Annotated in this window: 10 protein-coding genes, 1 tRNA gene and 1 pseudogene; 9 read left to right on the top strand and 3 right to left on the bottom strand. The window is 64.6% G+C overall.

Going from position 1 to position 12,214, the window contains the following annotated elements; genetic code table 11:
* The coding region (locus tag D0D37_RS43895) for a hypothetical protein (RefSeq protein WP_162834778.1) at positions 1-181 on the bottom strand (181 nt) is incomplete at its 3' end.
* Positions 182-297: 116 nt separating this feature from the next.
* Positions 298-756, bottom strand: a complete 459-nt coding sequence (locus tag D0D37_RS43890) for a chromosome partitioning protein (RefSeq protein WP_116206476.1) — start codon at positions 754-756, stop codon at positions 298-300.
* Positions 757-839: 83 nt separating this feature from the next.
* On the opposite strand from D0D37_RS43890, the pseudogene D0D37_RS48345 reads away from it, so the two are divergent.
* From D0D37_RS48345 to D0D37_RS43870, 4 genes and pseudogenes are all read left to right on the top strand, one after another.
* Positions 840-990: pseudogene (locus D0D37_RS48345) on the top strand (GNAT family N-acetyltransferase); the annotation flags it as partial.
* A 125-nt stretch (positions 991-1,115) separates the two neighbouring features.
* Positions 1,116-1,835, top strand: coding sequence for a TIGR02391 family protein (locus D0D37_RS43880; protein WP_116206475.1), 720 nt, complete (start codon positions 1,116-1,118; stop codon positions 1,833-1,835).
* A 149-nt stretch (positions 1,836-1,984) separates the two neighbouring features.
* Positions 1,985-2,058, top strand: a tRNA-Ile gene (locus tag D0D37_RS43875).
* 148 nt (positions 2,059-2,206) lie between these two features.
* A complete protein-coding gene (locus D0D37_RS43870) occupies positions 2,207-3,100 on the top strand; it encodes a 1-aminocyclopropane-1-carboxylate deaminase/D-cysteine desulfhydrase (protein WP_244223887.1) in 894 nt (297 codons plus the stop codon).
* Here the strand turns inward: D0D37_RS43870 and D0D37_RS43865 are convergent, their stop codons facing one another.
* Entirely contained in the window at positions 3,101-4,042 is a 942-nt protein-coding gene (locus tag D0D37_RS43865; RefSeq protein WP_116206473.1) for a helix-turn-helix domain-containing protein, read from the bottom strand. It abuts the gene before it with no gap.
* A 1,156-nt stretch (positions 4,043-5,198) separates the two neighbouring features.
* Between D0D37_RS43865 and D0D37_RS43860 the strand changes: the two genes are divergently transcribed.
* From D0D37_RS43860 to D0D37_RS48970, 5 genes are all read left to right on the top strand, one after another.
* A complete protein-coding gene (locus D0D37_RS43860) occupies positions 5,199-5,726 on the top strand; it encodes a hypothetical protein (RefSeq protein WP_162834777.1) in 528 nt (175 codons plus the stop codon).
* Positions 5,727-6,152: 426 nt separating this feature from the next.
* Entirely contained in the window at positions 6,153-6,593 is a 441-nt protein-coding gene (locus D0D37_RS43855; protein WP_116206471.1) for an NUDIX hydrolase, read from the top strand.
* Positions 6,594-6,862: 269 nt separating this feature from the next.
* The gene (locus D0D37_RS43850) at positions 6,863-7,750 is read left to right on the top strand and encodes a helix-turn-helix domain-containing protein (protein WP_116206470.1); all 888 of its coding nucleotides are present in this window, start codon (positions 6,863-6,865) and stop codon (positions 7,748-7,750) included.
* Between the two features lie 1,036 nt (positions 7,751-8,786).
* Positions 8,787-10,955 (top strand): ATP-binding protein, encoded by a 2,169-nt coding sequence (locus D0D37_RS43840; RefSeq protein WP_162834776.1) that lies wholly within the window; start codon positions 8,787-8,789, stop codon positions 10,953-10,955.
* A 563-nt stretch (positions 10,956-11,518) separates the two neighbouring features.
* On the top strand, positions 11,519-11,773 hold the full coding sequence (locus tag D0D37_RS48970; RefSeq protein WP_116206477.1) for a hypothetical protein: 255 nt from the start codon (positions 11,519-11,521) through the stop codon (positions 11,771-11,773).
* Positions 11,774-12,214 lie beyond the last annotated feature (441 nt).

Raw genomic sequence — 12,214 nt, 5'->3', positions numbered from 1 at the left:
CCACCACCGCCCGCCCGGTCGTTTCCGGGTCCGGCTCGATGTCCGGAGCAGGGTCGGGGGCGAGCAGGTCCAGCAGACGCTTCGCCTCGTCGTCGCGGCCGACGAGCAAACCAGCGGCTCGGCCTGGACGCAGCGTCTCCACCAGCACCGCCGGGCCTAGTTCCGCCGCGGCGGTGATCATCGTGAGCGCGGCGACGGCACCGATCGCGACGCCGCCCGGGCCGGCGTGGCCGTACCCGGCGACCCAGGCCGGGGCGTCCGCCGCCGCTGCCGTATTGCGCGGCGGGGCGGGGGGCGTCAGTCCCGGCCCGGCCTCTGAGGGTCCGGCATCGCCACCTTGGTCACCGATCCCACCGCACCGAACGCATCTCCCGAGCCTGATGTTGCCGCGGTGCCGGTGATGACCGTTCCGCCGTGCGCGGCCACGACACCACCGTGACGTTCGACCTCCGCCACCGCCGCGGTCAGCGCCGCTGCGAAGTCCGGGTCGTCCTGCCCGGCGGCGGTGACGGCCAGCTCGACCCGGGTGCGGGTCAGCTTTGAGACCTGGCCAGAGGCGGTGACTTCCTCATCCAGCTTCGCCACCGCCGAGTCGGTCCCAACCTTGCCTAGTACCAGTTCCAGCACCTTCGCGCGAGCCTTCGCCGCGGCCGCGTCGACCACTTCGTCCGCGACACCGTCCAGCGTCTTACCTGCCCGACGGGCCTTGCCGACCGCCCACGCGATCAACGCACCCAGCACGACCTCGAACCCCACCAGCAGGCTCCCCTCACCCGGCGTATGCAACTGGACTCAACCTACTCTCGCCACGGCACGCCCGAATGCAACACCGGCGACAGCAGGCTTCGGTATTCCCCGACAACCGCGCTGGCCTCGCCCCCGCACCACTGCGCTGGGTACCGTCCCGTCGGCGTCCGCGAACGCATCGCTCAACGCGACGGCACCTGGCACGACACCGTCTTCCTCGAACGCCGCAGCCCCATCAACTGACTGATTTGTACGACAGGCCCTTGATCACAGGTTCGTCACGTTTGGCACGACTTCGTCGCCGGCTCCGATGTCACCCGAGCCAACTTGTGACCATGAACCCGTAGTCAGATCGTCCGGAGGGGAACTTGAAGCCCGAGCACGCCATTGCTGAACTGGAAGAACTCAAGAGCCAAGCCCAAACCTCACCTCTCCTGCAAGCTTCCACGCCATCCCACCGAGCGTGGAAGGCGAAAGTGGTGGCAGTTCTGGAGAAATCCCTCGGACGCGAATCATCTGTGCTGAAGCAGTTCGTCGCGCTCAGATACTCCGTCGGAGTCTGGACAGGCGCACCTGGCGAAAGGGCCCGCGATGCACAGCACTTCAGCAACCGCGTCGCCGACGCGGTCGCACTCATCGACGCGGCGATCTACGAACTCGGCCTCACGACTGGCGTGAAAGCCGTTGAGGGCGGCAGCTACGACCCCGGACTCTGGGATCACGTCAAACACTCCGTGGACGAGGAACGCTGGGCGCAGGTGGCCAGCGCGGCAGTCATCTACCTCGAAGACAAAGTCCGCCGTTGGTCCGGAGTGCCAACCGACAAACAAGGGAAGAAGCTTGTCGGTCAAGCACTGTTCGCCATGGCATTTTCCGCCGAAGGTCCGCTCGCGCTGGGCGGTCAGGCCAACGAGACCGACGGCTGGCGAAGCTTGGCCACGGGCCTGGTCGCTGCGCTCGGCAACGTCGATCGGCACAACATTCAAGAGCGACCGGACGTGAAGCAATACGCACTAGGCGTGCTCGGCCTTGCCAGCCTGTTACTGACGCAGGTCCGCTACCAGCACCCCGCGAGAACGCTCGCGTAGGGCGTCGGCCGCATGGTTCCGCCGACGCTCGCTGGGGAATCGCACGTTCGGATCGCCTGCGGGCCGGTCAGCCAGTGCGGATGTCTCCGTGGATCATCGTGCTAACTTGAGCAAACCAAGACGCTGCGCGTCAGCAGACGAACTGGTTGGGGCCGGTAGCTCAGTTGGTTAGAGCAGGAGACTCATAATCTCTTGGCCGTCGGTTCGAGTCCGACCCGGCCCACAGCATCAACAAAGCCTCCCGCTTCTGAACAAGATCGTCCAGCGCGGGCGAGCCGACGCCAACCGATGCGGGACGCGGTCGATCCGGCCGAATTCCGTAGACGCGGATTCAGTGTCAGCGACTGCCAATGCTGCGTAAGCTCACGCCTGTGGCAACACATCGTCCCGCCGAGCCTGACGGCCTCTCGCTCCGCCTGCCATCGCCGGTTGCCGAGCTGCATGATGACCGTCTCCGCCCGCATGGTGTCAGACTCCTGCTCAAGCGAGACGACTTGATCCATCCCGACGTGCCGGGCAACAAGTGGCGCAAGCTGAAGTTCAATCTGGTTGAGGCGCGCGAACAGGGTTACCGCACTCTGCTCACCTTCGGAGGCGCGTACTCCAACCACTTGCGTGCCACGGCAGCGGCTGGCCGCCATTTCGGATTCGACACCATCGGAGTGGTTCGAGGCGAGGAACATCTACCGCTGAACGAGTCGCTAGCGTTTGCCGCGGGCATGGGGATGCGACTCACGTACCTGGACCGTACGACGTATCGACGCAAGACCGACGCAGACGTGCTCAGCCGCATAGCAAATCAGTTTGGCCCGTGCTACGTACTTCCCGAAGGCGGGAGCAATGCATTGGCTGCGCGAGGATGCGCCGAGCTGGTCGACGAGATTGCCGAAGATTTCGACACCATCTGCTCGGCCTCCGGCACCGGCTGCACCTTGGCGGGCATCGCGGCACGTCTCCAGCAGGGCCAGCGCGCGATCGGGTTCAGTGTGCTGAAGGGCGGCAGCTTTCTCAGCGATGAGGTGCGGCGCTTCCAACGCGAGGCGTTTCAAGCCGAGACGCACAACTGGTCGCTCGAAACGGAGTTCCACTTCGGCGGCTACGCCAAGCGAAAGCCCGAGCTGGATTCATTCATGTCCGACTTCGAGGATCGCCACGGCGTGGTGCTCGATTGGGTGTACGAGGCGAAGATGATGTACGGCATCTTCGCCCGCGTCGCCTCCGGGGCCTTCCCGCCGGGAAGCACGGTAATGGCAGTGCTTTGTTAGCTAGGCCTTCCCGTAGTACGCGCGCTGCGCTTGCTTTGAAGTACCTGGCTCGCACCAGGTCAGGTCCCACTCGCCGGAATTGATCTTGAAGTCACGGCCGAAGCCGAGCCACCTGCCGGACATGCGGCGACCAGCCGGGTCGATGACTAGCTGCAGGGTCCCGTGGTAAATGGCACCCTGGTAGTAGCCGGTCGGGGACGTTCGCTCGCACCACGTCCCCGTTGCCACAGCTCGGTCCAGTGCCAATTCCAGCCGCAGCCGGGACCCGATGGAGTGTGGCAAGCTCTGTCCGATCAAGCGGCGCTCCTGCTGGCGTACAACGACATAGTGCTCGCCGGTGAAGCTCTTGCCGCGGCCGGAACTCGGGTAAACGTAGCGGCTGCGCCAAATTCCGGAGAAATCGCCGCTCTCTGTGCCCGCGCTTGAAGTTGCGGCATCGGCGGGCTCCTCCGTGAGCACGGGGGTCAACGATGCCAGAGACAGCGCAGCGCTGATCTTGAGCAGCAACGACCGACGGCTGACACCGGAACCGCCTGCCTGTGCCCACGTCGTCGCCATCTTGGCCAACTCGTGAACGTCGGTCGCGCCCAATCGCGCAACAATGTCCTGCACGGACGTAGCCGGATTCTCGATCACTGCCAGTTGCTGCCGATCCTGATGGACCGAGTCGGCAGGCCGGTAGTCGGCTACATCAGCAAGAAGATCGGCGACCCTGCACTCGTAAAGTTCCGCCAGCCGACAGAGAACGTCGAGAGGCGGAGCGTGCCCCGTCGGCGCGGGCCACAGCTCCCAGTACGAAAACGCCTTGTCAGTCTTCGGCTCAGCCGGCCAACGCCGGTTCCAACGTTCGGCAGCCTCTCGCTGGCTCCACCCGCGGGCCAACCGCAGGGCAGTGCGCATGTTGACGTTGTACCGCTCGGCGAGGACAAACGCGATCTCCACCCATGTCTTAGACTGCGCTCGGAGCTGCGTTGACAATTCGCGTTGCTTGCTTCGCACACTGCGAGTGGTCGAAGGCATGGCGGTCCCCCTTCAGGCGAGTCTGCGCGGACCATACGCCGATCCCAGTATGGAACAATTTCTCCCCGTTGAACAGTGAGTTCCGGTCCCTCAAGATCATGGTTTCGTTGGGTGGTTTACGGGCTTGAACTGGGGTTTCGTTAGTGGTGGCACAGCGGCGGACCACGAAACCGGCAAGAGGGTCAGGGATCCGCCGCACGGACGCTGGCCGACCCAACGACAGACACAAGTCCGGCCAGGTACCACTAACACCGACGAGCAGGAGGGTGCTTTCCAGTGATAGCCATGTTGCCTGCTGCGACGACTCCCGTTGATCTCGCGGCCGGTGCTCAGCCCGATGAAGATGGGACGAGTTCAGCACGGCCTGCACTGCAGGGTTCCGCGCCATCATCGACAACCGCACTGGGCGACACATCCGAACTGCCCAGCGGCAAGGCACGACGCGACGAAACCCAGGACGCCGCACACCTCCTGGCCTAGCAGAGATCCCGCGAGATCAATGCCTGACCGCCTTTTCGAAGGCAGTGCCACCTCGGGACGTCCGGATCGACAGCGCGAGACGTCTCTGGGGATCCCGGCGGCGGGCGAGGTCGAGCACGACGGCGTGCACCGCCACCCCATCCTCAGCACGCCCGTGCACCCTCGCCCGTCCGCCGCTCCACAGCCGCGGTGGAGGCGACTGTCCCCGATCAGTCGCCTCCACCGCGTTCCAACCCGAATGAGAGGTGTCTGGAATGGCAGGACCAGTCCAACGCCTGTGGACCACGCCCTACACATGCGGACGCGACGGCATCCAGCACGAGGTGACCGACGAGGCCTTCTACCGAACTCGCGAACACGGCATACCTCTCGTCAGCGTCTGTGGTCGGCAGTTGGAGTGCTCACTCGCCATCTCGGCCCCCGGTGCCAAATGCGCGGAGTGCGCTCGCATCATTCGGCTTTCCCGCCAACGGCAACGTGAGAAGCAGCGGGCGGTTCTTGTGATCATCCAGGGCGGGCAAGCCGGACGGCATCGCCGACCTCGGCCTTTTCGCCGATACCGCATTCATGGACGAAGGCTCCCTGCCAGGAGAGCGTCATGACCAACAGAGAGAAGCCAAGCCTCGCAGACAACGCACCCGAGGCAGCTACACGGGCCGTTGACCGCCGCGAGGACAACAGAGTGGACATCGAGGCGAAGTTCCTCAAGGCTCTAGGCAAAGAACTCCTTTCAGCGCGCCAAAGTCGGGGATGGACACGACCTGATCTGGTGATCGCGATGGGCCTAGGGCAGTCGAACGAGGCTATCGCCTCACACGAGTACGGAATGCGCGCGATGACTGTCGCCCGGTTCGGGTCGTACTGCACCGCATTGCGGCTGCCTCCCGGTCGCCTGATCGATCGGGTGTACAACGACGTGATAAACGACGGCATGGTGGTCTTGAACCTGGCTAAATTGGCCCGGTCCGAGCACTCTCTCGCACAGTGGGCGGCAATTCGGTTGAGGGAACTTCCCCGGAAATCGATGGGCCAACTGCTAGTTCCCGGGCCTGCGCAGGACAAGCTCGCCGAACTGTGCGGATGCGACAGAGGTCAACTGTTCGGCGCGCTGATAGCGGCAGCCTGACATGCGCGGCCTGCCAACGGTACACCTCACGTTCTTGCCATTTGTTCTTCATGGCTCCGTTGTGGTGCATCAAGTGTTTTTCCGACGAGGACGGTACCCGTCTCGGGAAAGAGAGGAGGCGACAACTGTGCTCGACCAACCTTGTCTCAGGCAGGGCGTCGCACCAGTTCCCGCAGAACACAGAGAGTCTCCGAACGATGGGGCGACCGACCTGGGCCAGCCTTCTGTCACTCGCCGAAGGCCATTGGACGACTGGACTGCAACACAGATCGCGTGGCCGGTTAAAGACCGCGATCTCGCCGCCGCGCACCGCTAGCGAGAGGAAGTTCGCGCGAAGCAGGACTGCGCGGCCGAGGACGTCATGCCCACCGCACGAGCCAGCCAGTCATCTCGGCTGGCTTCCCGCACAGTGATGGGAAACCCGCCATGAATAACAATGCCAGCTACCGACCAGGTCCTCGAGTCGCTGCTCACGCTCTCATAGGTCGCGACGAGGAAATCCTGTTCCTGACCGACGAGACCGGCGCGCTTGTCTTGCCGGGCGGCCCAGTTCGAGACGGCGAACCAGTCGAGCAAGCGCTGCATCGCACCTTGCGCCACCAGATCGATGCAACGATCACCGGACTGGACTTTTGCTGCGTGATTGAGCATGAGGCCGAGAGCGGTCAACACGATTCCTCGACGGTCCTGTCGTTTCTCTTTGATGCAACTCTCGCCGAAAACGATGACATCACTGGCCACGAGCCCTATGCGCACCGCTGGTGCGGCGAGCCCGAAGCCGCCCTGTTACGTCCGTCCGCGATCGCAGATGTGCTCGCAGACGGCAGCTTGTCCTCCGACTTTCCCTGGCGGGCGTGGAAACCATGACCAGCTCGATCGCAGAGCGCGCAGCGCCTGACAGCCGAGGCGATCCACCAGGTACGCACGACCGACTGCCGCGCTTGCCAAACTCCTGCCACTACGGGCGGCAAACTTTGTCCCGGAAGGCGAACGCGCCAACAACACCTGAGCACACCCCATCCGCACCGAGGACCGCCTGCCGTGTCGATGGTCATCGATGACGAGGTCATGGCGAGAAGACATTAAAAGTGATACCGCCCAGCAAATACGAGCACACGACAGATCAACCGCGGATCATGATCCTCGGCGCAGCCCTCCGCCGCCTGCGCATCAAGGCCCAATGGGGGCTCCGCGAACTGTCCCGCAGGATCGGCACCAATCCCTCGCTGATCTCGAACTGGGAGAGTGGCCAGCGCACCCCGTCCTCAGAGGACGTGGCGGGCTATCTGGGCGCGCTTGGAGTCGTCGGCGAGGACAAGAAGCGGATCTTGAACCTCGCCCGAAGTCTCACCGCGGGCGTGGTGATCGCAGGGGACCAGCCCATGCCTCACTACCTCGCTACCCTGCTCGATGTGGAAGGGACGGCCAAATCGGCAACCGTCTGGGAGCCTACGCTTGTTCCTGATTTGCTGCAGCTCCCCGAATATGCCAACGAAGTACTTCTCGCCCTTGGTCAGAGCCGTGACCGAACCACCGAACTGGCCGAGTTGCGGGAACTCCGAGCGAAGATGATCAGCGGACCGAAGGCCAAGCCTGTCACCGCGTACATCGGCGAACTGGTCGTTCACGGCCTCGTCGCCTCGGCCGAGACCACAGCCGCACAGTTGTGGCATCTGGCCAGGCTTAACCAGAAGCGCACCAACGTCACCGTCCGAGTCGTGCCCTCCGGCATCAGCTGCCACCCTGCCTTGTCCAGCGGTTGGACTCGCTACGAACTGCACCAGCCCGTAGTCTGCATCAACCACGTGATCTCGGGTTCCTTCGTCCACGACCGGTCCGGCTACTACACCCAAGCCGTCGCCGAACTCGCCAGAATCGCTCTCACCGAAAAGGAATCCACCAGGACACTGGTCCATTTCGCTGCCAAGCACGGCGAATCCCAGCAGCAAGAAGGTCCGCGGACTTCTCACTTGTCTTCTCAGCAGCAGCGACTGCCCGGCCGTACAGACATCCGCTTGAAATGACCCAAGGCCCCCGCGACGGAACCATTCGAAGGCGCGCGCCGGTTGAGCCAGTGCTGCGGATAACTCGGCCGGATCCCGTACGTAGTGCGCCCGAAAGGACGACGACACCTCAGTCTGGGCTGCTGAGATCAATCATTCCTTGGACTGCAGCCTGTGGCAGTTCTTCCGCGGGGAGATCGTCGGTGGGTAGCAACCTCCGGGTCGTACCCGAGGACCATTGAAGCTGGGCCTGAGCAACCCCTCTCCGCCGATGGTGCCGACAATGGCAGTGGACCTACTAAACTCACTACCACCCGCCGCTCGTGTCCTCGCCAGATGCTGACCACGACGAGGAAGATCTTCGCACGTCCTAGTGGAGATCGCGTATGCGGTGAGGGTCATCGCCACGGTTTTCAAGGATGTCAACGGAACTGAGTGGACCCGGGAGACCTCGGGTGCACTGCGGTCGGGCGGGCTGGCTGTTTATCGCAGCCCAGCTCATTCCAGGACTTTCCGTGAGCGCAGCATCCCGGCTCGGGTCTTCCCGGCTGCTTGGCACAGGCTGCGGATTCCACTCCCCTCAGCAGGGTCGCGGAACCAGAAGAGATCGCCTGCTTGGGTGCGCTGCTCGCTGGACCCGGACGCGAGCTCATGACCGGCGAAGAGCATCACTCTCTCCAGAGACGACATCATCTGCTGAGCCGGGCGCGCAGCCGAACCTCGTCCGCGGACTTCACCTCCCGCAGACGAGGTTCGCCGCCATGCGCGCCGACAGTATCTAGCTCCGCCTCACACGGGGCATAGGCCAGTCGGCAATGTTCTAGTAGCCCGACTCACGGAAGTCGAGCAGTTCTTGGCTCGCATGCTAGGCATCCACATCGGCGTTGCCATCACCTGGCAGCACGTCTCCGCCGGAGACGGGGCGCGCAACGCCGCCGACGTCCGCCGCCGTATCTCCATCATGCGATCCCTGCGGGAGAGGCAGCTAATCGGGTGTTTTCGTTACCGCGCACCGCGTCGCGCTGTCACCCTAAAACCCGGGTGGAGGAGGGAACTCATGGACCACGAGGAGAACTCAGCGGGAAAGGTCGTCAATGCTGTAGTAGGAGGCGCGGAGCAGATCGTGCAGGCCCGCGACGTTGCAGGCGACATTCACGTCCACGCGAGTAGCTCCTCGGAGATTCCGCAGCCCCGGCAGTTGCCGCCTACGGTCACACATTTCACCGGCCGCGACGCCGAGCTGGGCATATTGGACACGTTGCTGGGCAACACCGGGTCTGGGCGGCCGTCAGCGGTGGTGATCTCCGCGATCGCCGGCGCGGCCGGGATCGGCAAAACCTCGTTGGCGGTTCGTTGGGCGCACCGGGTGAAAGACCAGTTCCCCGATGGGCAGTTGCATGTCAATCTCCGCGGCTACGACTCCGGCCCGCCGCTGACCGCCCACCACGTCCTGGACTCGTTCCTGCGCGCCCTCGGCGTGCCCGCAGAACGGATCCCGCCGGAGGTGGACGCGAAGGCGGGCCTGTACCGGTCGGTGCTGGCCGGACGGCGGATGCTGGTAGTGCTGGACAACGCCGCGGCTCCCGACCAGGTCCGGCCGCTGCTGCCCAGCGAAGCAGGCTGCATGGTGGTGGTGACCAGCCGCAGCCGACTGTCCGGGCTCGTCGCCCGTGACGGCGCGCACCGCATCAGCCTAGACGTCCTCGCCCCCGACGACGCATACGCCCTGCTCCGCGAGATCATCGGGCGCACGCGCGCCGACCACGAACCCCAGGCGACGGCCGAACTGGCCCGATCCTGCGCCCATCTGCCCCTCGCGTTGCGGATCGCCGCCGAACGGATCGCCGACCGCCCGCACCTCAGTGTGGCCGATCTCGTGCAGGAGCTGGCCGGGGAGCACGACCGGCTGGACGTGCTCGCCGCCGACGACGACGAGAGCACCGCCGTGCGCACCGTGTTCTCCTGGTCCTACCACGCCCTGCCCGACCAGGCCGCCCGCGTATTTCGGTTGCTCGGCCTCCACCCAGGATCCAGCATCAGCCTCCCTAGTGCCACCGCCCTCACCGGTGCCACCACCGCCGACACCCAGCGGCTGCTCGCAGTACTAACCGGGGTTCACCTGCTCACCGAGATTGGACGCGACCGCTACCAGTTCCACGATCTCCTGCGCGACTACGCCGCCGAACGGTCCGCTGACGAGCCAGTCCATAAACGAGAAGACGCGACCGGGCGGCTGTTCCAGTGGTATCTCCACACCGCCCATGCAGCCTTATTCGCCTTCTATCCGCAACACCCCGAGATCCCGATCGACCCCCGCCCACTGGACTGCCACCCATTGACGTTCGCCGACAGCGACCATGCCCGCACATGGTTCACCGCCGAACACGCCAACCTCATGGCCATCATCCGGCGCGCCCCCACGGTCGGCCAGCACACCGTCGGCTGGCAACTGCCCAACGCCGTCGACTGCTACCTGGCCGACCACCATCATGTCGCCGACCAAATCGCCGTTCACCGGCTCGGCCTTGCCGCGGCCCAGCACCTCGGCCACCAACTCGGCCAACGCTGGGCGCACGGTCATCTCGGTGAAGCACTTTGGGGGGAACGCCGCTACGACGACGCCATCGTCCACCACCAGCAGGCACTGACCATCGGGAGGAGCATCGGCAACAGGTTCGGAGAGGCCTCCGCGCTGGGAGACCTCGGCCACGTCTACAACGAGCTGGGGCGATACCGCGAGGCCGCTGATCACAGCCGCCAGGCCTTGGATATCGTTCGAGAAATCGGCCACCAACGGAACCAAGCCGTCAACCTGACGAACCTTGGCAACGCTCTCCGCGGCATGGGCGACCTCGACCAAGCCCTAACCCACCTGAGGCAGGGCCTGAACATCTTCATCGCGATCGGGGCCACGGGAGGCCAAGCCTGGCCACTGCGATGCATCGCGAAGGTCTACCACCAGCAGGGTCACAGCGACCATGCTGTCGACTGCCTCCGGCAGGCCGCCGCCCTGCACCTGCAGTATGCAGGCCCCGGAACCTACAGTTACGCGGTGACTCTCGGCGATCTCGGGACCGTCCTGAACGACATCGGCCGGCCGCTCGAGGCCAGAGACGCCTGGAACGAAGCCCTCAGCATCCTGACCGACCTCGACCCCCACCAGGCAGACCAAATCCGCGAACACCTCAACGCCCTCGGCCCCACCGAGAACAACTCGTCCGAGTAACCACAGCCTGCAAGGCCGCTCCATTAGACAAATGTCCTATTCGGACAGTCTTGATAACCGACTGTGCCGTCAAGCAGGGGCACCGCTTGGTTCCACAGTGCGTCCTGCCGTCGGCACAGTGTCACTGCGATGCCAGCCACGCCTACTAGGGCGGCTGCTACCCGCTCCAGTGTTGCCGCCCGTCCCAGCACCCAGCCTCCGCGTAGAGCCATCTGCTCGGTTTCGGCTGGTGGACTGGCAGTATCCATCGCGCCGAACCTTGGTGTGAGGGGCTTTCACAAAGAGCGGGTGTCGCGGAACGTCGGGCATCTCGCTGCATCAACCCCAGCACATCCACCAGCCTCGCTCGCGGGCTGCCGAGCAACGTCATGACCATCGTCTCCGTCACCGGCGCCGAGCAGCCGAGGGACGGCGGGGCGATCTGCCCGTCGATGGACGCCGGGCTGCTCGACGGCACGTCCGGACCCGTTGGCAGCTGGCGTCAGCGTGCGAGAGGTTGCTCTGCAGGTGGCGGCGAGTTGTCCGGCCACAGAGCCATCCGCGAGAAATAGGAGTCAACGAGGCTGAGAACGCACGTTTCCCCGGCTGTCCCCAGCGACGAGTACGGGATCCCGGGAGGCAGGCGCAACGACTTCCAGCAGGGGGGGATCAGCTGGAACGCGTCGAACGGCGCGCTCGTCGTAGGCCGCTCTGAACGACTGCCCGGTGCGACAGCCCCGGTCGCTACGACGCTCGCGACGGTCGAGACGCTTCCAGTCACGATCACCACCGACGCCGCCGCGCAAGCGACGAAAAGGAGCAATACCGGCACTTCATGAACGGCAGCCGCGCAGCCAGCTTCCGCAACCCAGTTTCGAGTTGACCGCCGCGCTGCCGGACATTGTCAGCGTTTGGTTGTTCCCCAGGTGACCAAGTACTGCGGAGCAGGTGGCAGCGCCAAAAAGGGTTTTCCGGAGTACGCGTGACCGAACCTTTCGACGCCAGTGCCGAGTTCCTTGCCGCTACAGAGATCCGCTGGCCAACGACGAAGTCGCCGGTTTTCACACCCTGGCGTTACTGATCGATTACAGTAACGGTTGGGGAGGTCTCGCGCTGGCTGCCCCACCGTGGTGGTGACATGTCGCTTGAGGGGTGCGCATCGTGGGTCAACCTGCGTCGAAAGCAGGCAGCTGGCTTGACGGCCTGATGTTCAACATCGGGGACTCGCCGGGTGGCGGAGGCGGGGCTGCTGCGGGCGGTGGTCCGGGTTCGGGCGGGCA

This window comes from Amycolatopsis circi (assembly GCF_003385235.1).
In the GTDB taxonomy this organism is placed as follows: Bacteria; Actinomycetota; Actinomycetes; order Mycobacteriales; family Pseudonocardiaceae; genus Amycolatopsis; species Amycolatopsis circi.
Note: the sequence above shows the minus strand (reverse complement) of the source record. Positions and strands in the feature narration are given on the sequence as shown.

What these genes read in the sequence shown, in the direction of transcription:
- D0D37_RS43860 (WP_162834777.1), top strand. Translation starts at nt 5,199, where the DNA reads ATGACCAACAGAGAGAAGCCAAGCCTCGCAGACAACGCACCCGAGGCA.
- D0D37_RS43855 (WP_116206471.1), top strand. Translation starts at nt 6,153, where the DNA reads ATGAATAACAATGCCAGCTACCGACCAGGTCCTCGAGTCGCTGCTCAC.
- D0D37_RS43850 (WP_116206470.1), top strand. Translation starts at nt 6,863, where the DNA reads ATGATCCTCGGCGCAGCCCTCCGCCGCCTGCGCATCAAGGCCCAATGG.
- D0D37_RS43840 (WP_162834776.1), top strand. Translation starts at nt 8,787, where the DNA reads ATGGACCACGAGGAGAACTCAGCGGGAAAGGTCGTCAATGCTGTAGTA.